The sequence below is a fragment of the Streptomyces sp. NPDC049040 genome, from assembly GCF_043197715.1.
Taxonomy (GTDB): Bacteria; Actinomycetota; Actinomycetes; order Streptomycetales; family Streptomycetaceae; genus Actinacidiphila.
Genome location: NZ_JBICTO010000014.1, coordinates 136,720 through 161,225, shown reverse-complemented (window position 1 = coordinate 161,225; position 24,506 = coordinate 136,720). Strand labels below are relative to the sequence as shown.

The window sequence follows — 24,506 nt, the reverse complement described above, 5'->3', positions numbered from 1 at the left end:
CCCGCCGCCCCGCCCCGCCCCCCCCCCCCCCCCCCCCGCGCCGCCGCCCCCCCCCCCCCCCCCCGGGCCGGCGCGGGCGGCCCCCCCCCCCCCCCCCCCCCCCCCCCCCCCCCCCCCCCCCCCCCGGACCCGATCCTGGAAGCGGCTTCAGCCGAACTGCCGCTCCATCTCCTCCAGTTTGCGCTCCAGCGAGTCCAGCCTCGGCAGCGTCATGGTGTCGTCCTCGGCCGTCAGGTCGATGGTGAAGGACGTCGCGGCGGACTGCCCGGCCTCCTCGCGCACCGGCTGAAGCGCGGGCCGGGAGCGCACCGGAAGCTCGGCCGAGGCCAGGTCCGTCCCGGCACCTATGGCAGGCTCCGATGCGGCCTGACCGCCGCCTGCCGCGCTCGCCGCGGGCAGCTCCACCTGCCGGCCGCCCCTGCCGCCGCGCGGCCAGGGCCTGTTCTGCCGGTTCAGCGCCTTGATCTTGGCCCGCTCCAGCCGCTCGTGGTCGCGCTGGCGCAGCTCCTTGTGCTCGCGCTGCCGCTTGTCCTCGCGGACCTCCTCGACCGCCTCGTCCAGCGACCGCACCCCTTCGAGCAGCATCAGCGACCACGCGGCGAAGGTCTCCCGCGGCGCCCGCAGCCAGCGCACCATCCGGATCTGCGGCAGCGGACGCGGCACCAGGCCCTGCTCGCGCAGCGCCGCCCGGCGGGTCTGCTTCAGCGCCCGGTCGAAGAGCACCGCGGCCGAAAGCGACATCCCGGCGAAGAACTGCGGCGCGCCCGCGTGGTCGACCCCGCGCGGCGCGTGCACCCAGTTGAACCAGGCGGCGGCACCCGCGAACAGCCACACCAGCATGCGCGAACCGAGGGCGGCGTCGCCGTGGCTGGCCTCACGGACGGCCAGCACCGAGCAGAACATCGCGGCCCCGTCGAGGCCGAACGGCACCAGGTACTCCCAGCCGCCGGTCAGGTTCAGGTTCTCCCGGCCGAAGCCGACCAGGCCGTGGAAGGACAGCGCGGCCGCCACCGCGGCGCAGCAGAAGAGCAGCACGTACGACGCGCTGCCGTACATCGCCTCCTTGCGGCGGCGGCGCTCCTCGCTGCGCTCCCACGAATCGGCCTGAGCACTCTCCGCGACGCGCGTACGGCGGCTGCGAAACACGACGGCACAGGCCGCGAGCACGACCAGGCCGACGATGCCCGAGAGCACCCAGTCCAGCGATATGTCTCTCATGTGCGTTTCCTAGTGTCGCTTCCGTCGCGCTCGGGCCGCGGGACGGCTTACGACCGACATCTTTGCGAAGAGCGCGGATGACTGCAGAGGTTATGGCACAAGAGCACCGTCACGAGGGACGTTGCTCGAACTCGCGTGCCAGCACAGCTTAGTTGAGCGAGATCGTAGCGCGGTCGGTCAGGCGGCCGACGCGTGGCGCCTGATTCGGTCGGATTCGGTCCTGCGCGGGCACGAGGCGCAGGTCTCGTCGGGGCTGACGGTGTAGAACAGGCAGCACGTCAGGCGGTCCCGCGCGCAGCCGCTTTCCGCCGCTTCCTTCGCTTCCGGTACGGGCCGCGTCCCGTGCCGGGCCGGGAGCCGCGGGGTGCCGCGGAAGTGGGCGCCGCCGGCGTAGGGGGCGGTGCCGCCGGGCAGCAGCGCCGTCAGGTCGGCCACCGCCTGCTCCTCACGGCCCATCAGGCGGCCCACGTACCAGAGGCTCTCGCTGATCTCGTCGGTCGCAAGACCCCACAGGGTGCGCGGGCCGCGCCGCAGCAGCGGCTTGAACGCGACGAGCAGCGGTGTCAGGTGCTCCGCGAGCGCCGCCCGCAGCTCGTCGCGCAGCGCCGCCTCGGTGGGCAGCACGCGGGCGCCGGGCAGCGCGGCCGCCGGGTCGCCCGGCAGGCAGTGGAAGGATCGGGTGCGTACGGTCATCCGGCCGGACTCGCGGTGCAGGGACACGTCGGCCACCGGCAGCCGCGGCACCCTGCGGTGCAGGAACCACGGCATGGTGAAGAGCAGGCACGCGGGCCAGGCGTAGCGGTGCAGGGCGAGCGTGGCGGCGACGTCCGGGCGCGGCGGGCCGCCGTACTCCCGGGTGATCCCGTCGGCGTCCAGGGCGATGAAGGCGTCGAGGGCGGTGCGGTCCTCCGCGAGCTGCCGCGCGGTGACCCAGCCGGGGCCGGACCGCGGCTCGCCCTCCGCCACCCGCAGGTCGGGGAGCAGGTCCGCGAGGAGGGCGTAGGCGGGGCTGGTCACGGGCATGCGGGAACCGTCCAGGGGGCGCCGGGGATCACCGGGGGAGGTAAGCCTTACCTTAGCGTGTTCCGGCGGGGTCTAAGCTCACCGCAGTACGCCGGGTGGGTGACACCCGGGTGACATGGGGGTGACACGCCCCGGACCGCGAGTACCCCGTAGGGGTGAGAGGGTGTGGCAGCCGATGGAGCCAGTCGCGTCCGCGCGCTCCGGATGGGTGCCGCCGCCCGCACCGCGCCGGATGCCGGTACGGCTCTCGGTACGCGACCAGGTCCTGGACGAGCTGCGCGACGCGCTGCTCGCCGGCGCGCTGCCCCCCGGCTCCGTCCACTCCGCCCCCGCACTCGCCGCCCGCTACGGCGTGTCGGCCACGCCCGTCCGTGAGGCCATGCAGCTGCTGGCCAGGGAAGGCGCCGTCGAGGTGCTGCCGAACCGCGGCTTCCGGGTGGCCTGCCACACCGAGCGCGACCTCGCCGGCATAGCCGAGGTGCGGATGCTGGTCGAGGTCCCTGTCGTACTCGACCTCGCCCGCACCCTGCCGGCCGCCCGCTGGGAGGCGCTGCGCCCGCTCGCCGACGCCGCCGTGACCGCCGCCGCGGCCGGTGACCGGGCCGGCTACGCCGAGGCCGACCGCGCCTTCCACCGCGCGCTGCTCGGGCTCGCGGGCAACCCCCACCTGGTCGCCGTCGCGGACGACCTGCACCGCAGGGCGCAGTGGCCGGCCGGCGTCGCGCCCGCGGCCCGCCGCCCCACGCTGCTCGCGCACGCGGCGCAGCACACGGCGCTCCTCGCCGCCCTCGCCGCCGCCGCCCCGGCGGAGGACCTGCTCCGCGCCCACCTCGCCGCCAACCCCTGAGCCCGGGCACGGACCACCGCCGCCCTGCTGCGTGTGGGGCGGCGGCCGGGACCGGGCGGGCGGCATGTGGGGTGGGACGCCGCGGCCGCGGGCGGTCCACGGTCCGGGCGATCCGCACCCGGTGCCCCGGCTGCCGGCCCGCGTCCGCCGCGGCGTCCTGCTGCTGCCGGGGCCCAGCGTCCCGCTCAGCCTCACGGTCGTGGGGAACCTCACCGAGGCGTGCCCGGCTGCGGCCGGGTGGCCGCCGGGCGCGTACGACATCGCCGACCGGTGCCGTTTCCGCGCGAGGCGGCGATACGGCGCGTGCTGGACGCCCACGGCGTGCGGGCCCGGATCGGCCATGTGCCGCGGCCGATCGCCTGCGGGCCGGCGGGCGCCGCCGAGTCGCTCGAGCGGTGGCGTCCGCACACGACACCCGGGCTCACCCGCTACGCGGTCGACCAACTGTCCGATTCGGTCGTCCTCGACGTGTCCAGGGCGAGGTCCCGCGGCTGGACGCCCCGCCAGACCCTCGCGACCTGCGCACCCGCGGGGTGACCTGCCGGCGGGTCAGGTGAAGGCAGGGGCGAGCCAGGTCGGGATCGCGCCGAGGAGGGTGTAGAGACGTGCGGCCTCGGCCCGCAGCGCGGCGGCCTCGTCGTCGGGGGAGACCTCGGCGAGGGCGAGCAGGGCGGGGGCGGTGCCCACGAGGTGGCCGAGGGTGACCCGCAGCCGGAGGGACTCCGCGAAGCCGTGCCTGGCCTCGGCCAGATCCCCTTCCGCCGCGGCGAGTCCGGCCAGGTGCCGCCAGGTGAAGGAGGTGAGGAAGGTGTCGCCGTGCGCCACGGCCCCTGCGTGCGCACGCCGGTAGGCGGCCCGGGCGGCGGCCGGATTCCTGGCGATGTTCTCGGCGACGAGCCCGCGCCTGAAGTCCAGCAGGGGCCGCCCTGGCGAGCCCGGCGACAGCAGCGCGGCGCTGCGGCCGAAGGCGGACCGCGCCTCGTCCGCCCGGTCCCGTACGGAGTGCAGCGTGGCCCCGTAGGCGAGGTGGCCGCGTTCCGAGGCGGCGGCCCCGCGCTCCTCGTCGGTGCCGGCCAGCGCTTCCGCGACCCGCAGCGCGTCCTCCGCGTCGGCCCATCCGTCGAGGTGGTAGAAGCAGCCCTCGATGAGGATCTCCGCCCGCCGCAGCGCGGCGCCCGGGTCGCCGGCGCAGTGCGGGGCGAGCAGCGCCGCCGCTTCCGCCCAGCAGCCGCGTGCCCGCAGCCGCCAGACGTCCGGTACTCCGACCACAGATGCCGACAGGGCGGTTTCCGCCACAGCTTCTCCCCCAAGCGCGTCGTCGAGCCAGTGCGAGCCGTGCAGTGGTGCAGTCGTGCGGTGGTGCGGTGCTACGTCGTGCGGTGGTGCGTCGTGCGGTGCTGCGTGGTGCAGGTGCGCGGCGTCGGACGCGGGTCCCGATCCCGGTCCGGTCCCATCCCGTTCCGGGCCCCTACCGGTCCGATGTGTCCGGCAGTTGTCCGCGCCCCTGCCGGTGGCGGAAGTTCAACACGCGCCGGGGCCTCCCGCCAAGGGGCTGGAGATCACATCTTGTGAACGGGATCACTAACTCATCCGCAGCGCCAGGAAGAAGTCCAGCTTGTCCTCGAGTCGGGCCAGGTCACGGCCCGTCAGCTGCTCGATCCTGGTGATCCGGTACCGCAGGGTGTTCACGTGCAGATGCAGCCGGCCGGCGCACCGCGTCCACGAGCCGTCGCAGTCGAGGAAGGCTTCGAGGGTCGGGATGAGTTCCGAGCGGTGCCTGCGGTCGTAGGCGCGCAGCGGGTCGAGCAGCCGGGCGGTGAAGGCGCGGCGTACGTCGTCCGGCACGAAGGGCAGCAGCAGGACGTGGGAGGCGAGTTCCTCGTGGCCGGCCACGCACACCCGGCCCTGCCGGGCCGCGGCGACCCTGCGCGCGTGCCTTGCCTCTTCGAGGGCGCCGCGCAGGCCCTCGGGGGAGTGGACGGCGGCGCTGACGCCGACCGTCAGCCGGCCGTCGTCGCCGAGGCCGCGGGCCAGCGGCCCGCGCAGCAGCCCGAGCAGCGCCTCGGCGTGCAGCGGCTCGGGTGCGGCGCCGGTCATGCCGGTGCCGGGCGCGCCGCCGGTCAGCGGCACCAGCGCCATCGCCTTGTCCTCGGCGTGCGCGACGGCGATCCGGTCGGCCGCGTCGGGTCCCGGCGCCGCAGGGTCGGCCAGCACCTCTTCGAGCAGCGCCTGCGCCGCCGGCCCCGCGGGCACCTCGGCGCCGGCCCAGTCGACCTTCGCGACCACGATCTGCCAGTAGGGCTCGCCGCCGGCGCCCGGCACCAGGACGGGTGCGGCGGCCCGCAGCCTCGCCCCGATCTCGGCGGGCGCCGCACCGCCCCTGACCAGGTCGAAGACCTCGCCTGCCAGTCGCCGCCTGACCATTCGGGCGGCGTCGCGCCGGTCGCGCTCGACGGCGATGAGCTGGGTGACGCCCTGGAGCAGGTCCATCCGCTCGGCCGGCCACTCCCCGGCGTCCGCCTCGACGGCCAGGAACCAGTCGGACAGCACCCGCGACCGCACGTCGGCGGTGCCGGCGCCGGCGCGTACCGGGAAGAGCGAGTACGTGCGCCCCTGCACCGCGACCCGGTGCGGGCCCGGGCGGCCGGTGCGGGTCGCGGCCTGCTGGGCGCCGGCCAGCTCCGCGCGCACCGGTGCGGGCAGCGGGTGGCCGGCCGCGCCGATCTCCCGGCCGGTGGACGACAGCACCCAGGCGCGCAGGTCGAGATCGCTGCCGAGCAGGTCGAGTACGGCGTCGGGGCCACCGCCCGCGGGGCCGGAGGACATCAGCCGGCGGTGGCGTTCGACGACCGCCGCGAGGTCGCCCGCCCGCTCGCCGGAGACCTGCCGGACGACGTGTTCGGTGATGGCGGCGAAGGCGACCCGCTCGTCCACCGCGAAAAGCGGCAGCCGGTGCCGCGCGCAGGCCTCGACGAGGTCGTCGGGGATCGGGCCGAGTTCCGCCTCTCCTGCCGCGAGCCCGGCGACCCCGGCGCCGGCCAGCAGCCGGACGAAGGCGTCGCTGTCGGCGGCGGTGCGCCGCCACGCGAGGCCGGTCAGCACCAGTTCGCCGCCGTTGAGGTAGCGGCTCGGGTCGCGCAGGTCGGTGGTCATCACCCCGCGGACCGTGCGGTCGAGCTCCGCTTCGCCGCCGAGCAGCCGCAGGCCGAGAGCTTCGGTGTCGAGGAGCGCGCGCAGCCGCATCGTGGTCGCCTTGTCCTGTCGTGGCATTGCCGGTTCGTTGCCTGGCCGGGGTCGCAGGTGGCCAGTGGGAAACCGTGAGGTTTCCCCACGGTCTCTTTCAGAGGAATCTACAAGACCCGGCTGCTGGCCAGCCAAGCCCTTCATGTTTTCGGTGACTGCACCCGGACGGCCCAGCGGCCGTGTACTGGGGCGACGCAGCGTGTACAGGACATGAACAGCCCACGGTCGTACTCCCGCTCGCCACCGAGACCCGAGAAGAGACCCCCATGGAATTCCTGCGCCCTGCCAGCTGGCAGGAGGCGCTCGCCGCCAAGGCGGAGCACCCCTCGGCCGTGCCCATCGCGGGCGGCACGGACGTGATGGTCGAGATCAACTTCGACCACCGCAGGCCCGAGTACCTGCTGGACCTCAACCGCATCGGCGAGCTGGAGGAGTGGGAGACCGGCGAGGACACCGTACGCCTGGGGGCCTCGGTCCCCTACTCGCGCATCATGGCCGGGCTGCGCACCGAACTGCCAGGACTGGCGCTGGCCGGCCACACCGTGGCCTCCCCGCAGATCCGCAACCGCGGCGGCGTCGGCGGCAACCTCGGCACCGCCTCGCCGGCCGGCGACGCCCACCCGGCGCTGCTCGCGGGCGGCGGCTCGGTCGAGGCGGAGTCGGTGCGCGGCAGCCGGCTGATCCCGATCGACGACTTCTACACCGGGGTCAAGCGCAACGCGCTGGCGCCCGACGAGCTGATCAGGGCCGTGCACCTGAAGAAGGCGACGGGGCCGCAGCAGTTCTCCAAGGTCGGCACCCGCAACGCCATGGTGATCGCGGTGTGCGCCTTCGGTCTCGCGCTGCACCCCGACACCCGCACGGTCCGCACCGGCATCGGTTCCGCCGCGCCCACCCCGATCCGGGCCGTGACCGCGGAGGAGTTCCTGACCGCGGCGCTGGACGAGGGCGGCTTCTGGGAGAGCCGCAAGGCGGTGCCGCCCGCGGTGGCCAAGCAGTTCGCCGGCCTGGTGGCCGGCGCCGCCAACCCGATCGACGACGTACGCGGCACCGCGTCCTACCGGCGGCACGCGCTCGGCGTGATGGCCCGCAGGACGCTGGGCTGGACGTGGGAGCAGTACCGCAGCCTGAGGAGCGAGTCATGCGCGTGACCTTCACCGTCAACGGGCGTCCGCAGGAGGCCGACGACGTATGGGAGGGCGAGAGCCTGCTCTACGTGCTGCGGGAGCGGATGGGGCTGCCCGGCTCCAAGAACGCCTGCGAGCAGGGCGAGTGCGGGTCGTGCACGGTACGCCTCGACGGGGTGCCGGTGTGCTCGTGCCTGGTCGCCGCCGGGCAGGTGCAGGACCGGCGGGTCGACACCGTCGAGGGGCTGGCGGGGGAGGACGGCGAACTGTCGCCGATCCAGCAGGCGTTCGTGGACGCGGGCGCCGTCCAGTGCGGCTTCTGCACCCCGGGTCTGCTGGTCGCGGCCGACGAACTGCTCGAACACAACGCCTCGCCCAGCGACGGCGACATCCGGGAGGCGCTGTCGGGCAACCTGTGCCGCTGCACCGGCTACGAGAAGATCCTCGACGCGGTCCGCCTGGCGGCCGCCCGCAACGGACAGGCGGTGTGAGCGAGATGGGCATCACCCGTACCCCCACCAGCCTCACCCAGTCCAGCACCACCAAGGGCGGCATCGGCGAGTCCACTCTGCGGCCCGACGGCGTCCTGAAGGTCACCGGCGAGTTCGCGTACTCCTCCGACCTGTGGCACGAGGACATGCTGTGGGGCCACACGCTGCGCAGCACCGTCGCGCACGCCGTCATCGTGTCCATCGACACCCGCGAGGCGCTCGCCACCCCGGGCGTGCACGCGGTGCTGACCTACGACGACCTGCCCACCGAGGTCAGGCACTACGGCCTGGAGATCCGCGACACCCCGGTGCTCGCGCACGGCAAGGTCCGCCACCACGGCGAGCCCGTCGCGCTGGTCGCCGCCGACCACCCGGAGACCGCCCGCAGGGCCGCCGCCAAGATCCGGGTCGAGTACGAGCCGCTGCCCGTCGTCACCGACGAGGACTCCGCGACCGCCGCGGACGCCGTCCTGGTGCACGAGGGCCGCGAGGACCACCACATCGGGCACGTCCCGCACCCCAACATCGTGCACCGCCAGCCGATCGTGCGCGGCGACGCGGCGCGGGCCGCGGAGCGCGCCGACGTGGTCGTCAGCGGCGACTACGTCTTCGGCATGCAGGACCAGGCCTTCCTCGGCCCCGAGTCGGGGCTCGCGGTGCCCGCGGAGGACGGCGGCGTCGACCTGTACGTGGCCACCCAGTGGCTGCACTCCGACCTGCGGCAGATCGCCCCCGTGCTCGGCCTGCCGGAGCGGAAGGTCCGCATGACGCTGTCCGGCGTCGGCGGGGCCTTCGGCGGCCGGGAAGACCTCTCGATGCAGATCCACGGCTGCCTGCTGGCGATGCGCACCGGCAAACCGGTCAAGATCGTCTACAACCGCTTCGAGTCCTTCTTCGGCCACGTCCACCGCCACCCGGCGAGACTCCACTACGAGCACGGCGCCACCCGCGACGGCAAGCTGACCCACGTGCGCTGCCGCATCGTGCTGGACGGCGGCGCCTACGCCTCCGCCTCGCCCGCCGTGGTCGGCAACGCCGCCTCGCTGTCGATCGGCCCCTACGTGGTCGACGACGTCGACATCGAGGCGCTCGCCCTCTACTCCAACAACCCGCCCTGCGGGGCGATGCGCGGCTTCGGAGCGGTCCAGGCATGCTTCGCCTACGAGGCCCAGATGGACCGGGTCGCCGCCGCGCTGGGCATGGACCCGGTCGAATTCCGGCAGATCAACGCGATGGAGCAGGGCGCGGTCATGCCGACGGGCCAGCTGGTGGACTCGCCCGCGCCGGTCGCGGAACTGCTGCGCCGGGTCAAGTCCCGCCCGCTGCCGCCGGAACGCCAGTGGGAGACCACCGAGGGCGCCGACGTCCGCGCGCTGCCCGGCGGCCTGTCCAACACCACCCACGGCGAAGGCGTCGTCAGGGGCGTCGGCTATGCGGTGGGCATCAAGAACATCGGCTTCTCCGAGGGCTTCGACGACTACTCCACCGCCCGGGTGCGGATGCAGGTCATCAACGGCGAACCCGTCGCGACCGTGCACACCGCGATGGCCGAGGTCGGCCAGGGCGGTGTCACCGTGCACGCCCAGATCGCCAGGAGCGAGCTGGGCGTCACCCAGGTCACCATCCAGCCCGCCGACACCCGGGTCGGGTCGGCCGGCTCCACCTCCGCCTCCCGGCAGACGTACATGACCGGCGGCGCGGTGAAGAACACCTGTGAGGCCGTACGCGAGAAGGTCCTCGACCTGGGCCGCCGCAGATTCGGCACCCACCACCCGGCGTGGGCCACCGCGGAACTGCTGCTGGAGGACGGCAAGGTGGTCACCGACGGCGGCGAGGCGCTGGCCGGCATCGCCGAGGTCCTTCAGGACGAGGTGGTGGACCTGGAGCTGGAGTTCAGGCACCGGCCCACCCAGGCCTTCGACCTGCGCACCGGCCAGGGCAACGGCCATGTGCAGTACAGCTTCGCCGCCCATCGCGCGGTCGTCGAGGTCGACACCGAGTTCGGCCTGGTCAAGGTGGTCGAACTGGCCTGCGCCCAGGACGTCGGCAAGGCGATCAACCCGCTGTCGGTCGTCGGCCAGATCCAAGGCGGAACCGCGCAGGGCCTGGGGGTGGCGGTGATGGAGGAGATCGTCGTCGACCCGAAGACCGCGCTGGTCCGCAACCCGTCCTTCACCGACTACCTCATCCCCACGATCCTCGACATGCCGACCATCCCCGTCGACGTGCTCGAACTCGCCGACGAGCACGCCCCCTACGGGCTGCGCGGTGTCGGCGAGGCACCGACCCTGTCGTCCACCCCCGCGGTGCTCGCCGCGATCAGGCAGGCGACGGGTCTGGAGCTGAACAGGACACCGGTCCGGCCGGAACACCTCACCGGACCGTAGGCGCGCCGGCGCCAGTGCAAGGCGAACGTCCGTCTCGGGCCGTCCCCCGGGTCGTGCAGGCCAGGCAGATCCCAAATCCCGTCCGCACTCGGCGTACGGGTGTCCCCGTGAACCTTGGGAGTCGGCATCATGACCCAGACACCACTGGAGCCGCGCACCGCGGCGGAGGACGCGGGCTCCGGCCCGCGCGAGCCCGCCGGCGGAACATGGCTCGACCGCTACTTCCACATCTCCCAAAGAGGCTCCTCGATACCCCGCGAGGTCCGCGGCGGCATCACCACCTTCATGGCGATGTGCTACATCCTGCTGCTCAACCCGCTGCTCCTGTCGGGCCCGGACGCCAGCGGCCATAAGCTCGGCCACGCCGCACTGATCACCGCGACGGCGCTGGCCGCGGCGGTGTCCACCCTGCTGATGGGCTTCTTCGGCAAGGTGCCGCTCGCGCTCGCCGCCGGGCTGAGCGTCGCCGGGGTGATCTCCACCCAGGTCGCCCCCGAGATGACCTGGCCGCAGGCCATGGGCATGTGCGTGATCTACGGCGGGGTGATCGTGCTGCTGGTGGTCACCGGGCTGCGCGAGATCGTGATGAACGCGATACCGCCGGCCCTCAAGCACGGCATCACCATCGGCATCGGGCTGTTCATCGCCATGATCGGCCTCGTCAACGCGGGATTCGTGGGCAAGGGCGACCCGCACGGGAGCGCCCCCGTCACCCTCGGCACCGGCGGGCAGCTCGCCGGCTGGCCGGTGCTGCTGTTCTGCGTCACGCTGCTGCTGATCTTCATGCTCCAGGCCAGGGGGGTGCCGGGGGCGATCCTGATCGGCATCGTCAGCGGCACGGTGCTCGCGGTGGTCGTCGACGCGGTCGGCGACCTCGGCCCCGCCGTGTGGGGCGGCAGCCCGCCCAGGCTGGAGGGCAGCGCGGTGTCCGCACCGGACTTCGGGCTGTTCGGCCACGTCGAGTTCGGCGGCTGGGGATCGATCGGCGCGATGACCGTCGGCGTGATCGTCTTCACCCTGGTGCTCGCCGGGTTCTTCGACGCGATGGCCACCGTCATCGGTGTCGGCACCGAGGCGGGACTCGCCGATGAGCGCGGCCGGATGCCGGGCCTTTCGAAGGCGCTGTTCATCGACGGCGCGGGCGGGGCCATCGGCGGTGTCGCGGGCGCCTCGGGGCAGACCGTCTTCATCGAGTCCGCGACCGGCGTGGGCGAGGGCGCCAGGACCGGCCTGTCCTCGGTGGTGACCGGGCTGCTCTTCGCACTCGGCCTGTTCTTCACGCCGCTGGCGCAGCTCGTTCCCGGCCAGGTCGCCGCGGCGGCGCTGGTGGTGATCGGCGCCATGATGATGGGCAACGCCCGGCACGTCGACTGGTCGGACCGTGCCGTGGCGGTACCGGTCTTCATGACCGTCGCCCTGATGCCCTTCACCTACTCCATCACCGCGGGAGTCGGCGCCGGCGTGGTGTCGTACACCGCGATCAGGGCCGCACAGGGCAGATGGCGCGAGCCCGGGGCCTTCATGTGGGTCCTCACCGCCGTCTTCACCGTCTATTTCGCACTGCACCCGATCGAGGGCTGGCTCGGGGTCAAGTGACCGCGCGGCCGGGGAATCCGAGGAGCTGAACACCATGCTGGACATCGCCGACGACCTGCACCGCTGGTGCGCCCACGGCCGGCCGTTCGCCGTCGCCACCGTGGTCGCGACCGGCGGCAGCGCCCCGCGCCGGCCCGGCGCCGCGCTGGCCGTCGACGCGGACGGCACCGCCGTCGGCAGCGTGTCCGGCGGGTGCGTCGAGGGCGCGGTCTACGAGCTGTGCCAGGAGGTGCTGGCCGCCGCTGACGCCTCGGCACCGGTGACGCAGCACTTCGGCTACTCCGACGAGGACGCCTTCGCGGTCGGGCTGACCTGCGGCGGCGAGATCGACGTCCTCGTCCAGCGGATCGACCCGGCCGCCCGGCCGGAGATCGCCGCTGCCCTGGCCGCCGCCGCCTCCGGCGAGGCGGCGGCGGTCGCCCGGATCACCGCGGGCCCGGCAGAACTGCTCGGGCGGGCCCTGCTGGTGAGGCCCGACGGGTCCCACCTGGGCACCCTCGGCGACGCGGCGCGGGACGCCACCGCGGCCGCCGAGGCCCGCGCGCTGCTCGCCGCGGGCCGCACCGCCACCACCGGGATCGGCGCGGACGGCAGCCGCTGCGGCGAGCCGCTGACGCTGCTGGTCGAGTCCAGCGTGCCGGCGCCGCGGATGCTGGTCTTCGGCGCCATCGACTTCGCCGCCGCACTGGTACGTGCCGGCGCCTTCCTCGGCTACCGGGTGACCGTCTGCGATGCCCGCCCGGTCTTCGCGACCCCGCGCCGCTTCCCCGGCGCCGAGCAGGTGGTGGTGGACTGGCCGCACCGCTACCTCGACGCGGAGGCGGACGCCGGACGGCTCGACTGCCGAACGGTGGTCTGCGTCCTCACCCACGACGCGAAGTTCGACGTCCCGCTGCTGGAACGCGCCCTGCGGATGCCGCTGGCGTACGTGGGCGCCATGGGCTCGCGGCGCACCCACCTGGACCGCCTCGACCGGCTGCGCGACGCGGGCCTCACCGAACTCGACCTGGCCCGCCTGCACTCGCCGATCGGCCTCGACCTGGGCGCCCGCACCCCGGAGGAGACGGCACTGTCCATCGCCGCCGAGGTCGTCGCCCACCGCCACGGCGGCACCGGCGTCCCGCTGACCGGCGCCCACACCCCCATCCACCGCGACCAGGACCCCCCACCGCGCCGCCTCGACCCCCCGGCGGCGTAGCGCGCGGGCCCCGGCGGGGGCACCCGCGCGCTGCGGATTGCCCCGGCGCGTGCAATCCTGCTCCGGCCGCCGATGAGCGACCCCCGGGCGTCCCGCGTCGACCGCGGCCGGGTGGCGGCCCGGGACGCCGTCCGCCGTTTCCGGCCCGGCCCCGCAGGACGGAGCCGTGCCGCCCTTCCCCCGCCGTCCGCCGCCCCCGCGCCCCGGCAGCCGCCGCCACCAGCCCATCCCGTCCCCCTCACCGGTCCGTCCCCGGCGCGCCGGCCGCATGACCGGCGGCACTCCCGCCCCGCGGAAACATCGGTCCCGCGAGCCCTCGCGGACCGGAACCGTCCGCATGGCGCAATACGGTGGGGACCATGGTCACCCCGCCGCTGGACGTCCGCACCCTGCTCGACCGGCAACTCCTGCTGAAGCGGAGCGGCATGAGCGCCGAGGACGCCGTCGCCCACCTGCTCGGCCTCCAGTCGCAGACGCCCACCTCCCCCTACCCGGGGCTGTGGACCCGCCTGGACGGCTTCGACTTCGCCGAGCTTGGCCGGCTGCTCACCGAACGCCGTGCCGTCCGGCTGGCCCTGATGCGCAGCACCGTGCATCTGGTGACGTCGGCGGACGCGCTGCGGTTGCGGCACTGGATCGGACCGATGCTGGAGCGGTCCTTCCTCGGCTCCCAGTGGGCCAAGGGGCTCGCGGGCACCGGCCGCGCCGAGCTGGAGGAGTACGCCCGCGCGCTGCTGCGCGAGAAGCCGCGCACCCCGGCCGAGCTGCGGGACGGGTTCGCCGCCCGCTTCCCCGAGGCGGACCCGGCCTCGCTGGTCAACGCGCTGCGGTCCTGGATGCCGCTGGCGCAGCTGCCGCCGCGCGGGGTGTGGGGCGCGGGCGGCGCCCCGGAGTACGGCCTGCTGGAGGACTGGCTGGGCGAGCCCTTCACCCCGCCCGACCCCAGGGACCTGGTCCGCCGCTACCTGGCGGCCTACGGCCCGGCAGGGCCCGCCGACATGCAGAAGTGGTGCGGCCTGACCGGCCTGAAAGCGGTCTTCGCCGGCATGGACCTGCGCACCCACACGGCGCAGGACGGCCGGGTACTCCACGACCTGCCCGACGCGGTGCTGACGGACCCCTCGGTGCCGGTGCCGGCGCGTTTCGTCGCCGACTTCGACAACGCCCTGCTCTCGCACGCCGACCGCAGCCGGATCCTGCCCGAGGCCCACCGCACCCGGGTGATGACGGTCAACGGCATCGTGCGGGGCACGATCCTGGTCGACGGATTCGTCGCGGGCACCTGGCGGTTCGACCGCGCCAAGGGCAGCGCGGCCGTCGCCGTCACACACTTCACCGTGCTGAGCGCGGCGGACCGGGACGCCCTCACGGGCGAGGGCCTGCGGCTGCTCGCCGCCGCCGACCCGGGCGCCGCCCACGACGTCACCTTCACCGCGGGCTGAGTCAGCGGGCGGCCTCGAACGCCCGTCCCGCCGGCGTCTCCACCGCGCCGCTGCGGAAAAGGCCGCTGCTCGGCTTGCTGTCGTCGGCGCCGAGGCCGAACCAGGCGTACCGCTGGAGGTAGGGCAGCCCGTCCAGCATCTTGGCCGCCGCGGTGACGAAGGCCGCCTGCTGCTGGTCGGTGGGGAAGCGGGTGCCGTTCGAGAAGTCGATCAGCGCGAACTCGGTGAGCCAGATCGGCTTGTGGTAGCGGTTGTGGACCGCCTGGAGGTACGACTTGAGCTGGGCGACCGCGTTCGGCGTGGTGAAGTCGCCGCCGTACCAGTGCAGCGCGATGAAGTCGACCCGGTAGCCCTTCGACTTCGCGCCCGACATGAAGCGGTCCAGCCAGCCGCCCGCCGTGTCACCCCCGTAGGCGACCGCGGGGCTGCCCAGCACCTTCCCCGCCGACTCCAGCTTCGGCCACAGCGACAGCGCCTGGTCCACCGTCATGTTCGACTGCGCCGACATGTCCGGCTCGTTGAAGCCCAGCAGATACGGTCCCGCCTGCTTCGCCTGCGCCAGGCCGTTCGCGTCGGCGCTGGCACTGCCCCAGATCATCGGGACGAAGCCGGGGCCGCTGACGCCGCTGTGGGTGGTCGACCAGGTGTAGTACCAGGTGGCACCGGACTTGGCGAGCGCGGGTCCGACGCCGTCGAAGCTCCACACCCCGACGCCCTTGCGGGTCGAGGAGGCGGCCGGCGCGGGCGGTGCGGCCTTGGCGGGGGCGTGCGTGGCGGGCGGCCTCGTGGTGGCCGTCGCGGTCGGCTTGCGCGTGGTCGCCGACGGGGTCGGCGAGGCGGTGGCGGCCGTCGTCGGCGGTGTCGTGGCGGCGGTCCCTGCGGTGGCGGCGGGCCGCGTGGCGGCGGCGTCCGCGGCCGGCTCGCGGTCCTGGCCGCCGGCCGTCAGATGGAGCGCGAGCAGCGCGCCCGCCGCCACCGCGGCGACGGTGCCCACCACGGCACCGGTCACGCCCGCCGGGCCGTGCAGCAGCCGCGGCCTGGCGCGCGAGCCGTGCCGCGCACCGCTCCGCCGTGGGGGGCGTGAGTGCGGAGCGGTGCGCGGGGTCTGGGTGGGGGGCGAAGGGTGGCAGAACCCGGCCGGAGCGGCGGGCGCGTGTGCGGCGAAGTGGCCGCCGAGGCCGAGCGGCACCGGCAGCAGCGGCAGCCCGCTGAGCAGCCGGTCCATCGGCAGCAGGGTGCCGGCGTGCTCGGTGCAGTCGGCGCAGTTGCGGATGTGGCGGGCGAACCGCTTGCGCCACAGCGGGCTCGGCACACCGTCCCAGCCGCCGGTCAGATGGCGCAGCCCGTCGCAGTCCGCGCCGCAGCCGAGCACCCGCACCACCGCCCGCGAGGTCTCCAGCTGCTCCTTCATCCGCTGGACCCTGACCGCCGCGTGCTGCCGGGTCAGGCCGAGCGCGTCGGCCAGCTCCGAGCGGCCGAGGTCGCCGGTCTCCTCCAGCCACCACAGCGCCAGCAGCGTCCGGTCGTCGCCGTCCAGCCAGCGGGTGGCCTCGGCGATGTCGCGGCGCTGGTCGGTCAGGCCGAGCCGCAGGATGGTGACCGCGGCGAAGTCGGAGGCGGGGTCGGGTATCAGCTCCGCGGCGTCGAGTGCGGTCTGGTGGTGCCAGGACGCCTTGCGCGCCTGCTCGCGGTCCCGTACCTGGCGTACCGCGATGGCCACCAGCCAGGACCTGAACGCGGCCGGGTCGCGCAGGTCCGCCAGGCCCCGCACCACGCGCAGCAGCGTCTCCTGCACCACGTCGTCCACGTCGTCGTGCCCGTCGAGCGCGCGGCCCACGATGTTGTAGACCAGCGGCAGGCACTGCGCGACCAACTGGTCGAGCGCCGGCTGATCCCCCGCCCGCGCGGCGGTCACCAGCGCGGGGTCGGGTCCGACACGGTCGCCTGCGCGCATGCTGCTCCACTCTCCGTCCGTCACTTTTCCCTCGGACAGGAGACGGTGCCACGCCCGGCGGATAACGGAAACCCGCCGGGCGCGGCGCGGTGGCTACGGGTTGGGCACGGTGTCGGTGAAGGCGGTGCCCGCCGCCCGGTAGCCTGCGACCCGTGCGCTCACCTGCGCGGGACTGAGCACCTGGTCCTTGACGAAGACGACGTAGTCGACCTGCTCGTCGTACGACCTCGGGGTGCTGCTTGTCTGCCCGGCCAGGTCGATCAGCCAGTGGTTGAAGTCGATCCACTGCGGGGTCTCGGGCAGGTACGGCTCGCCGTGCGTCGCGACGACCTGGCCGTCGATGTAGTACGTGATGCTGCTGTTGTCGATGGTGATCTGCAGGTCGTGCCAGCCGTCGAGGCTGCCGTACTGCTGGCCGTGGGTGTTGACGGCGTTCCACGGGTCCGGGTTGTAGGTCTCCCAGGACGTCTCGTACATGATGTTCTGGGTCTCGCCCCAGCCGCCGTTGGGCAGGTACTCGAAGTCCTGCTCGCTGTAGTCCGGGTCCATCGGCGCGTTGAGCGGGGTGAAGGTGAAGAAGGTCTGGTTGACGTGGTCACCGTCGGGGCCGCCGGTGGGGGTGTCGTCGAAGCGCACCCGGGCGGCGTAGGTGCCGTTCTTGAACTTGCGTGCGGTGGTCTGGAGTTCGGTCTCCTTGGTGCCGGACGCGGTGCCGTTCGTGGTCAGCCGCAGGTTCATGATCTTGTTGGAGCCGTCGGCGACGAAGGTGACGTCCTGCGGCGACCAGGTGGCACCGGCCACGCCGGGCCCGCCCTGCCCGGACTTCACCGTCCAGCCGTGCTGCTGCACGGCCGCGTCGGAGCTGCTGGTGTAGGAGAAGTCGTCGAAGAGCGCGGGCCCGTTCTGGCCGCCGCCGCCCGGCGAGGTCGGCGGGGTGGTGGGGGGAGTGGTGGGCGGCGTCGGGTCGTTGTCGGCGGGCGCGGTGCCGTAGACCACCGCCCCGGCGTCCTGCACGGTGATCTTCGGCCAGTTCGCGTACGAGGTCTGGGAGCCGTTGAAGGAGTAGTCGTCGGACTGGGTGAGGGTCTGCCAGTCCGTCCGGTAGAACCGCAGTTGCATGTCGCCGGTGTTCTGCCCGGGTGCGAGCGAGCCGGCGCCCGCGGTGAAGCCGATCTCCAGGTAGCGGTCGGCGGTCGCGGTGGGGTTCGCGAGGGTGCCGAAGGTGCCGGTGATGTTGGCGCAGCCCTTGACCGCCCAGGAGCAGGCGAAGCGGTAGGTCACACCGGCGCCGTCCCCCTTGAAGTAGTAGCGGAGCGTGACCCGGCTGAGCGGGACGGTGCTCGAACCGGTGTTGGTGACCTCGAGCCAGGGCTCGGCCTGGTCGGCGGTCGCACCGGACGCGCTGGTGCGGTATTGCGCGGTCAGCGAGTCCTGGGCGGCGGCCGCGGGCAGCGCGGTGAGCGCCGCGCAGCCGAGCCCGGCCGCCGCGCACACCGCCATCGCGGTGCGCATCCGCGCGGTGAGCCGCGGCTTCCTCTTACGGGTGGGGTTTTCCGCGGTGCCTTCTGCTGTGTTTCCTGACACGGTCGATCCCTTTCCAGTGGGGTGGTGGCTGGGTCAGTGCAGGGTGGTTGTGGGGGTGGGGCTGCGGCGCGGGACGCGCAGCGCGTCGAGGCGGGCCTCGTGCAACCGCAGCGCCGGGCGGAAATCGCCTGACCAGTCGCTGGCCGGGTTCCAGGCCCGGTCGGCGAGCGCGGCCAGCCGGGGGAAGGCCAGGTACTCGGCGTGCGCCGCTGTGGTGACGTACTCGGTCCACAGCTGCGCCTGGGTGCCGAGCACCCGGGCGGCGGCGGCCGGCTCCCAGTCGGCCGGGGCAGGGTCGCCGCCGTGCACGGCGCTCAGGTCCACCACGCCGCCGGCCTGACCCGGCGGCTCCGCCGGGTCGTCCGACTGCGGGTAGTCCAGATACGTCGAGCGATAGGGGGTCATGATCACGTCGTGGCCGCGGCGGGCGGCGGCGAGGCCGTGGGCGGTGTCGCGCCAGGGCATCACGGTGAAGGCGGCGGGCAGCGCGCCCGAGTCCTCCGCCCAGCACACCGGCCGCCGCCCCTGCTCCAGCAGGAAGTCGCCGACCTGGCCGAGGAACCAGCCGTGCAGTTCCTTGGGCGACCCGAGCCCCAGCTCCGCGGTCCGCCGGCGGGCCGCGGGGCTGGTCTCCCACTCGGTGACCGGGCACTCGTCACCGCCGACGTGCACGTAAGGGGAGGGGAAGACGTCGAGGACCTCGCCGAGCACCGTCCTGCAGAAGTCCAGCACCTCGTCGTGGACGCCGAGGACGGTGTCGCACACGCCCCACTCGGTCCACACGTCGAGCTGCCGCCCCGGCACGTTGCCCAGACCCGGGTACGCGGCGAGTGCCGCCCGCGCGTGCCCGGGCATCTCGATCTCGGGCACGACGGTGACGCCGCGCTCGGCGGCGTAGGCGACCAGGCCGCGCAACTCGGCGGCGGTGTAGGCACCTTGGTGCGGCACCGCGCCGCCGCGCACCCCGCCGACCTCGGTCAGCGCGGGGAAGGCCGCGACCGGCATCCGCCAGCCCTGGTCGTCGGTCAGGTGCAGATGCAGCACGTTGAGCTTGTGGAAGGCCAGCAGGTCGGTGAAGCGGCGCAGGAAGGACACCGGCTGGAAGTGCCTGGCCACGTCGAGCATCGCGCCCCGCCAGCGGAAGCGCGGCACATCGGTGATCTGCACTCCCGGCATCCGCCACGGCACATCGGCCACCGGGCGCGACGACAGGGCCTGCGCGGGCAGCAGCTGGCGGATCGTCTGCACCCCCCGCAGCAGGCCCGCGGGGCGGGCCGCGCGCAGCAGCACCGCGTCGGGGCCGACGGTCAGGCCGTAGCCCTCCTCGCCCAGGCCGCCGAGCATCGCGTCGACGACCAGCACGACATTGCCGGTGGGGGAGGGCCGCAGCGGCAGCCCGGTGGCGGGGGCCAGCAGCGTGCGCAGCAGCCGGGCGGCGCCGAGCGCGTCGCCGGACGCCCGGACGGTGGTGGTCTCGTCGAAGGTGAACTGGCCGGGGATACGTGCCAGTTGGCTGGGATGCGGAATGATCACGGCGGTGGCTCTCCAGGTCTCCCTGGCCCCGGGGCGGGGCGGGGATGAGGCGGCGCGGGGCAGCACGGGGCGCGCGCTCGGCGGGAGCGCGGATGCACGGGTTCGGCGCGAGGTCAGCCCTTGACGGCGCCCGCGGTCATTCCGGACGTGACACGGTTCTGCAGGACCAGGAAGACCAGCAGGACCGGCAGCATGAACAGCGAGGACGCGGCCATCGTGGCGCCCCAGTCGGTGCCGAAGACGTTGCTGAACGACGACAGCCAGACCGGCAGGGTGCGGGCGTCCTGGTTCTTGATGATCAGCGTGTTGGCGAAGGCGAACTCGTTCCACGCGGTGATGAAGCCGAACAGCGAGGTGGACAGCAGCCCCGGTGCCAGCAGCGGGAAGGTCACCCGGCGGAAGGCCTGCGGCCTGGTGCAGCCGTCGACCTGGGCCGCCTCCTCCAACTCCACCGGGATCGCGGCAAGGAAGCCGCGCAGCGTCACGATGGTGAAGGGCAGTGTGGTCATGAAGTAGATCAGCGTCAGCATCGACAGCTTGTCCAGCATGTCGGTGTCGCGCGCGATCACGTACATCGGGATCAGCAGCGCCTCCCACGGCGCCATCTGCGCGACGAACACCATCAGGATGAAGGCCCGCCGCCCCCGCCAGCGCATCCGGCCGACCGCGAACGCCGAGAGCAGCGCCACCACCAGCGACATCAGCACCGCGCTGAGGGTGACCGTCAGGCTGTTGCGCCAGAAGGTCCCGAAGCCGGGGGAGTCCACTGCGGTGCGGAAGTGCGCCAGCGTCGGGTGCAGCGGCAGCAGTGAGGGGGTGTCCGACTGGATGTCGGCGGCCGGCTTGAAGGCGGTGACCACCATCCAGTAGACCGGGAAGACGGACAGGGCCAGCGTGAGCAGCGCGGCCAGGTTCAGCGGCAGCCGGCGCAGCCGCGGGCGGTGCCGTGGCAGCCGGACCGGGGCTTTACCAGTGGTAAGAGCGGTCACAGCGCGCCCTCCTGGCGGAACATGCGGCGCAGGTTGAACACCAGCGCGGCGAGCAGGATCACCACGGTCAGGGTGGAGACGGCCGCGCCCAGGTCGTACTTGTGCAGCGACTGGGCGATCTGGAAGGCGTAGATCGGCAGCGTGGTCGTGGCGCCGTTCGGGCCGCCCTCGCTGATCACCCAGATCTGGGTGAACGCCTTGAAGCACCAGATCACCTCGAGCGAGGTGACGAGCGCGAACAGCGGGCGCAGCATCGGGAAGGTGACCAGCCGGAAGGACTGCCAGGCACTCGCCCCGTCGATCCTGGCCGACTCGTACAGCTCGGCCGGGATGGTGGTCAGGCCGCCGTAGAGGGTCAGCGCGGCGAACGGCACCGACTGCCAGACCACCAGCACGACCAGGATGGCGAAGGTCGAGCCGCCGTGCGCGAACCAGGTGTAGTTGCGGTACGAGTCGAAGCCCAGCTTGACCAGTGCCCAGTTGACCACTCCGAAACGGGACTGGAACAGCCACTGGAAGACGGTGGTGGCGGCGATGACCGGCGTCGCCCAGGTCAGCACCAGCCCGCTCATCACCGCCAGCCGCATCCGCTTGCCGAGCTTGATCAGCATCAGGGACACCAGGGTGCCGAGCACCATGATCAGCACGACGTTCAGGCCGGTCCACCACAGGGTGCGCCGCACCACCGTCCAGAACTCCGGATCGCTCAGGACCGTGCGGTAGTTGGCGAAGCCGACCCAGGTCGCACCTCCCCGGATCAGCTCGCCGAGCCCGAAGTGCTGGAAGGACATGACGATGTTCCTGACGACCGGGTAGACCAGCAGGAACGCCGCACCCACCACGGTGGGGGCGATGAGCAGGTACGGCCAGAGCGCGGCGACCCGCACCCGCCGCCGCGCCCGCGGCGGCGCCGGCGGCGGATCCGTGACGTCCGGCCGCGGTGCGGCGGGGGAGTGGGCGGTGAGCACGGGATCCCTCCGGTGTGGGGTGGTGGTCGGTGACGGGGCGGGAGCCTGCCGTCGTCCTGGCGGCGAACCAGGTCCTTATGACGCGCTGTTGAGCGCCTTGGTGATCGCCTCGGAGGCCGTCTTGCCCGCCGCGTCCGGGTCGGCGCCGGTCAGCACCTGGGTCATGTACTGCTTGATCGGGTTGTTCGCCTCGACCGCCGCCCAGTTGGGGGAGTTCGGGGTGGCGTGGCCGTTCGCCGCGCCGACCGCCATCACCGACGCGCCGGGGTTGCCGTCCAGCACCGAGGCCAGCGAGGTGCGGTTGGGCACGTAGCTCATCTCCTTGGCCATGTCGGTCTGGAAGGCGGTGCCCGCCAGCGCCTTGACCACGTCGTAGGCCAGCGCCTGGTGCTGCGAGGCCTCCGGGATCACCAGGTCGGAGCCGCCGGTGAAGACCGCGCCCGGCTTGTCGGCGGTCTTCCCCGGGATCGGGAAGAAGCCGATCTTGTCCTGCATCGCCGGGTTGGCCTTGGTGATGACCGCGGCGCCGCCCGGCACCGAGATGATCTGCGCGCTCTTGCCCTTGGCGAAGACGTCCGCCTGGAGCGGCTTGGCCTCGTCGGAGTCCTTGGGGCCGTTGCCGAGCGCCTGGAGCTGCTTGTAGAAGTCCATGCCCGCCTTGGCCTGCGGGGTGTCGAGCGAGCCCTTCCACTGGTCGCCGTCCTTGACGGCGAGGTCGCCGCCCTCGTCCCAGACGAAGCCGGCCAGCGCGTACCAGGTCTGCCCCGGAAGGTAGATCCCCTCGTTGCCGCCGGTGTTGAGCTTGGTGGTGTCGGCGATCCACTCGGCGCGGGTCCTGGGCGGGGTGGTGATGCCCGCCTTGGCGAAGAGGTCCTTGTTGTAGATCACCACGCGGTTGGCGGCGTACCACGGGATGCCGTACTGCTTGCCGTCGACCTTCCCCGGGTCGGCGAGGCCGGGGATCCAGTCGGAGCCCTGGAGGTCGGTGACCTTGTCGGTGAGGTCCTTCACGCCGCCGCTGGCCGCGTACTGCGCGACCTGCGTGTTCCCCACCTCCATCACGTCAGGCGCGTCCTTGCTGGCCAGCGCGCTGGTGATCTTCTGGCCTATGCCGTCCCACGGCTGGATCTGGATGTCCAGGGTGGTGCCCTTGTGCGCCGCCTCGAAGGAGGTCTTGAAACGGCTGAGGACCCCGTCGGACATGCTGTCCTGCATGATCCACACGGTGAGCTTCGCCGGTGCGGCGGAGGCGCCGCCGCCGGCGGAGTCGGACGAGTCGTCGGAGGACGAGCCGCAGGCGGTGAGGCCGGTGACGGCCGCCAGGGCGAGCGCGGCGGCGGCAGGGATGAGTCTGGATCTCACGGTGATGTCACCTCGGAGAGCGCGGGGCGGAATTTACCACTTGCCAACTGGTCTGGTGCTGCTCGCAGAAGGTGGCATAGACCACTGGTGCCGTCAAGGCCCAGCGCAGAGCTGGTGATTCGGTTGTATACCGTTGTCAGTGGGACGGCGTCGCCGCGCGGGTGGCGTGCTGGTCAACATCTGGATAGCCTCAGCTGGACAACCCGCCGCAGGGAAAGGAAGTCCGCCATGGTCAGCGAGCCGTCGCGCTCCGCGGTGAAACGCGAACGGGTCCGCGACTACCTCATGGAACTCGTCGAGTCCTGCGCCCCCGGCGACCCGATCCCCTCCGAGCGCACCCTGTGCGAGCAACTCGGCGTCTCCCGGCCCACTCTGCGCTCCGCGGTCGACGAACTCGTCACCACCGGGCTGCTGGTGCGCGAGCACGGGCGCGGCATGTTCGTCGCGCGCGCGAAGATCACCCAGGAACTCGCCCCTGCCAGTGACGCGTACCGCCTGCCGCAGGCGTCCGGCAGCTGGGCCAGCCAGGTGCTGGACTTCACCACGGTGCAGGCCGGTGCCCGGGTCGGCCGCCGCCTGCACATCTCGCCGGCCGCGGAGATCACGTACATCGCGCGGCTGCGGCTCGTCGACGACGAGCCGATGGCCATCGAGTACCTCCACGTGCCCGCGGCGCTCGTGCCGGGGCTGTCGCCTGACGACATGGAGTCCGGCGACTTCTACGACATCCTGCGGGAGCGGCACGGGGTGCGGGTGCATGAGGCCGTCCAGTCCATCGAGCCGACCGTCACCAACGAGGAGGAGGCCAGGCTGATCGGGGTGCCCGTCCTGTCACCCGCGCTGCTCTTCGAGCGGCTGACCAAGGACACCACGGGGCGGCCGGTGGAGTACGTCCACTCCGTCTACCGCGGTGACCGTTACCGCATCGTCTCCCGGCTGGCCCTGGGCGACACGGCCCCGGCGCCGCCCCTGTCCCCGGCCCAGCACCACCCGGGCATCCCCCCGGGCGACCTCGCCTCCCGGCGGGAGGTCCCGGCGATGACCACCGGTGACGTCCAGCCCGGATCCTGATCCGGGCTGGTCACCTCTGGGGAGGTCGCCCCTTGCGGCGCCTGGTTGCCCGCGGGCAGGTCGCGGCTTGTCGCGCGGTACCTCGCGCCCCTGGCAAACGCCCGCCCTCTCGGGACGGGGCGTGCCCGGAAGCGCGGTCCGCGCCAAGGGCTGGGGGTCAGCCCAGCCTCACCGGGGCAGGGGCCGAGCCCTGCCCCGGCCGGCCGAAGAGGAGGGGGTCGACGGTCAGGGACGTCGCCCCCAGGGGCTCGGCGAGCCGCCGCAGCGCGGATTCGGACAGCCGGATCCACGGCTGGCAGGGGCCGAGCGCGCCCCGCAGCCGCTGATCCGTGGTGAAGGCGACCGCCGTCCTGGTCCCGACGGGAGTGCGCCACAGGCGTACGACGAGGCCCGCCGGTCCGGTGCGTACCGGTACGTACAGCGGCCGGAGGCCGGCCGCGGGCTGCGTGCTGACGTCCATGGCCTCACCGTAT

Annotated in this window: 20 protein-coding genes; 9 read left to right on the top strand and 11 right to left on the bottom strand. The window is 73.4% G+C overall.

Translation table 11 applies throughout. The features are described 5' to 3' along the window. Positions 1-147: 147 nt before the first annotated feature. Together ACGFMP_RS28560 and ACGFMP_RS28555 are read right to left on the bottom strand one after the other, a co-directional pair. Positions 148-1,218, bottom strand: a complete 1,071-nt coding sequence (locus ACGFMP_RS28560; protein WP_393675890.1) for a DUF2637 domain-containing protein — start codon at positions 1,216-1,218, stop codon at positions 148-150. 177 nt (positions 1,219-1,395) lie between these two features. After that, entirely contained in the window at positions 1,396-2,241 is an 846-nt protein-coding gene (locus tag ACGFMP_RS28555; RefSeq protein WP_393675889.1) for a (2Fe-2S)-binding protein, read from the bottom strand. A 115-nt stretch (positions 2,242-2,356) separates the two neighbouring features. On the opposite strand from ACGFMP_RS28555, the gene ACGFMP_RS28550 reads away from it, so the two are divergent. Both ACGFMP_RS28550 and ACGFMP_RS28545 read left to right on the top strand, forming a co-directional pair. Next, positions 2,357-3,088 carry a GntR family transcriptional regulator gene (locus tag ACGFMP_RS28550; protein WP_393675888.1) on the top strand — a complete coding sequence of 244 codons (732 nt, stop codon included), beginning with the start codon at positions 2,357-2,359 and terminating at the stop codon, positions 3,086-3,088. A 270-nt stretch (positions 3,089-3,358) separates the two neighbouring features. Then, positions 3,359-3,625 (top strand): hypothetical protein, encoded by a 267-nt coding sequence (locus ACGFMP_RS28545; RefSeq protein WP_393675887.1) that lies wholly within the window; start codon positions 3,359-3,361, stop codon positions 3,623-3,625. 12 nt (positions 3,626-3,637) lie between these two features. Here the strand turns inward: ACGFMP_RS28545 and ACGFMP_RS28540 are convergent, their stop codons facing one another. Together ACGFMP_RS28540 and ACGFMP_RS28535 are read right to left on the bottom strand one after the other, a co-directional pair. Next, positions 3,638-4,384 (bottom strand): hypothetical protein, encoded by a 747-nt coding sequence (locus ACGFMP_RS28540; RefSeq protein ID WP_393675886.1) that lies wholly within the window; start codon positions 4,382-4,384, stop codon positions 3,638-3,640. 285 nt (positions 4,385-4,669) lie between these two features. After that, a complete protein-coding gene (locus ACGFMP_RS28535; RefSeq protein ID WP_393675905.1) occupies positions 4,670-6,331 on the bottom strand; it encodes a PucR family transcriptional regulator in 1,662 nt (553 codons plus the stop codon). 266 nt (positions 6,332-6,597) lie between these two features. On the opposite strand from ACGFMP_RS28535, the gene ACGFMP_RS28530 reads away from it, so the two are divergent. The 6 genes from ACGFMP_RS28530 to ACGFMP_RS28505 all read left to right on the top strand — a co-directional run bounded on the left by ACGFMP_RS28530 (position 6,598) and on the right by ACGFMP_RS28505 (position 14,572). Continuing rightward, complete coding sequence (locus tag ACGFMP_RS28530; RefSeq protein ID WP_393675885.1) at positions 6,598-7,482, top strand: FAD binding domain-containing protein; 885 nt, start codon at positions 6,598-6,600, stop codon at positions 7,480-7,482. Continuing rightward, the gene (locus tag ACGFMP_RS28525; RefSeq protein ID WP_393675884.1) at positions 7,473-7,949 is read left to right on the top strand and encodes a (2Fe-2S)-binding protein; all 477 of its coding nucleotides are present in this window, start codon (positions 7,473-7,475) and stop codon (positions 7,947-7,949) included. The genes ACGFMP_RS28530 and ACGFMP_RS28525 overlap by 10 nt, the downstream gene beginning before the upstream one ends. 5 nt (positions 7,950-7,954) lie before the next feature. Beyond that, the gene (locus ACGFMP_RS28520) at positions 7,955-10,336 is read left to right on the top strand and encodes a xanthine dehydrogenase family protein molybdopterin-binding subunit (protein ID WP_393675904.1); all 2,382 of its coding nucleotides are present in this window, start codon (positions 7,955-7,957) and stop codon (positions 10,334-10,336) included. A 129-nt stretch (positions 10,337-10,465) separates the two neighbouring features. Then, positions 10,466-11,932, top strand: coding sequence for an NCS2 family permease (locus ACGFMP_RS28515; protein ID WP_393675883.1), 1,467 nt, complete (start codon positions 10,466-10,468; stop codon positions 11,930-11,932). A 34-nt stretch (positions 11,933-11,966) separates the two neighbouring features. Beyond that, the gene (locus ACGFMP_RS28510) at positions 11,967-13,130 is read left to right on the top strand and encodes an XdhC family protein (protein ID WP_393675882.1); all 1,164 of its coding nucleotides are present in this window, start codon (positions 11,967-11,969) and stop codon (positions 13,128-13,130) included. 359 nt (positions 13,131-13,489) lie between these two features. After that, positions 13,490-14,572, top strand: coding sequence for a winged helix DNA-binding domain-containing protein (locus ACGFMP_RS28505; RefSeq protein WP_393675881.1), 1,083 nt, complete (start codon positions 13,490-13,492; stop codon positions 14,570-14,572). Position 14,573: 1 nt separating this feature from the next. On the opposite strand, the gene ACGFMP_RS28500 is transcribed toward ACGFMP_RS28505, so the two are convergent. The 6 genes from ACGFMP_RS28500 to ACGFMP_RS28475 form a co-directional block, all read right to left on the bottom strand. Next, entirely contained in the window at positions 14,574-16,526 is a 1,953-nt protein-coding gene (locus ACGFMP_RS28500; RefSeq protein WP_393675880.1) for a sigma-70 family RNA polymerase sigma factor, read from the bottom strand. A 93-nt stretch (positions 16,527-16,619) separates the two neighbouring features. Beyond that, positions 16,620-18,038 (bottom strand): cellulose binding domain-containing protein, encoded by a 1,419-nt coding sequence (locus ACGFMP_RS28495; protein ID WP_393675903.1) that lies wholly within the window; start codon positions 18,036-18,038, stop codon positions 16,620-16,622. 105 nt (positions 18,039-18,143) lie between these two features. Continuing rightward, the gene (locus ACGFMP_RS28490; protein ID WP_393675879.1) at positions 18,144-19,643 is read right to left on the bottom strand and encodes a beta-N-acetylhexosaminidase; all 1,500 of its coding nucleotides are present in this window, start codon (positions 19,641-19,643) and stop codon (positions 18,144-18,146) included. Between the two features lie 113 nt (positions 19,644-19,756). Then, positions 19,757-20,632 (bottom strand): carbohydrate ABC transporter permease, encoded by an 876-nt coding sequence (locus ACGFMP_RS28485; protein WP_393675878.1) that lies wholly within the window; start codon positions 20,630-20,632, stop codon positions 19,757-19,759. Next, positions 20,629-21,600, bottom strand: a complete 972-nt coding sequence (locus tag ACGFMP_RS28480) for a carbohydrate ABC transporter permease (protein ID WP_393675877.1) — start codon at positions 21,598-21,600, stop codon at positions 20,629-20,631. The genes ACGFMP_RS28485 and ACGFMP_RS28480 overlap by 4 nt, the downstream gene beginning before the upstream one ends. A gap of 75 nt (positions 21,601-21,675) precedes the next feature. Further along, positions 21,676-22,962: an extracellular solute-binding protein gene (locus ACGFMP_RS28475; protein WP_393675876.1), complete on the bottom strand. Its 1,287-nt coding sequence runs from the start codon at positions 22,960-22,962 to the stop codon at positions 21,676-21,678. A 228-nt stretch (positions 22,963-23,190) separates the two neighbouring features. Between ACGFMP_RS28475 and ACGFMP_RS28470 the strand changes: the two genes are divergently transcribed. Then, a complete protein-coding gene (locus ACGFMP_RS28470; RefSeq protein ID WP_393675875.1) occupies positions 23,191-24,033 on the top strand; it encodes a GntR family transcriptional regulator in 843 nt (280 codons plus the stop codon). Positions 24,034-24,190: 157 nt separating this feature from the next. Here ACGFMP_RS28470 and ACGFMP_RS28465 read toward each other — a convergent pair whose 3' ends face one another. Further along, the gene (locus ACGFMP_RS28465) at positions 24,191-24,493 is read right to left on the bottom strand and encodes an SAV_915 family protein (RefSeq protein ID WP_393675874.1); all 303 of its coding nucleotides are present in this window, start codon (positions 24,491-24,493) and stop codon (positions 24,191-24,193) included. Positions 24,494-24,506: the final 13 nt, after the last annotated feature.

Coding starts and splice junctions, on each gene's coding strand:
- ACGFMP_RS28560 (WP_393675890.1), bottom strand. CDS start 1,218: ATGAGAGACATATCGCTGGACTGGGTGCTCTCGGGCATCGTCGGCCTG.
- ACGFMP_RS28555 (WP_393675889.1), bottom strand. CDS start 2,241: ATGCCCGTGACCAGCCCCGCCTACGCCCTCCTCGCGGACCTGCTCCCC.
- ACGFMP_RS28550 (WP_393675888.1), top strand. CDS start 2,357: ATGGGGGTGACACGCCCCGGACCGCGAGTACCCCGTAGGGGTGAGAGG.
- ACGFMP_RS28535 (WP_393675905.1), bottom strand. CDS start 6,331: ATGCGGCTGCGCGCGCTCCTCGACACCGAAGCTCTCGGCCTGCGGCTG.
- ACGFMP_RS28530 (WP_393675885.1), top strand. CDS start 6,598: ATGGAATTCCTGCGCCCTGCCAGCTGGCAGGAGGCGCTCGCCGCCAAG.
- ACGFMP_RS28525 (WP_393675884.1), top strand. CDS start 7,473: ATGCGCGTGACCTTCACCGTCAACGGGCGTCCGCAGGAGGCCGACGAC.
- ACGFMP_RS28520 (WP_393675904.1), top strand. CDS start 7,955: ATGGGCATCACCCGTACCCCCACCAGCCTCACCCAGTCCAGCACCACC.
- ACGFMP_RS28515 (WP_393675883.1), top strand. CDS start 10,466: ATGACCCAGACACCACTGGAGCCGCGCACCGCGGCGGAGGACGCGGGC.
- ACGFMP_RS28510 (WP_393675882.1), top strand. CDS start 11,967: ATGCTGGACATCGCCGACGACCTGCACCGCTGGTGCGCCCACGGCCGG.
- ACGFMP_RS28505 (WP_393675881.1), top strand. CDS start 13,490: ATGGTCACCCCGCCGCTGGACGTCCGCACCCTGCTCGACCGGCAACTC.
- ACGFMP_RS28500 (WP_393675880.1), bottom strand. CDS start 16,526: ATGCGCGCAGGCGACCGTGTCGGACCCGACCCCGCGCTGGTGACCGCC.
- ACGFMP_RS28495 (WP_393675903.1), bottom strand. CDS start 18,038: ATGCGCACCGCGATGGCGGTGTGCGCGGCGGCCGGGCTCGGCTGCGCG.
- ACGFMP_RS28470 (WP_393675875.1), top strand. CDS start 23,191: ATGGTCAGCGAGCCGTCGCGCTCCGCGGTGAAACGCGAACGGGTCCGC.
- ACGFMP_RS28465 (WP_393675874.1), bottom strand. CDS start 24,493: ATGGACGTCAGCACGCAGCCCGCGGCCGGCCTCCGGCCGCTGTACGTA.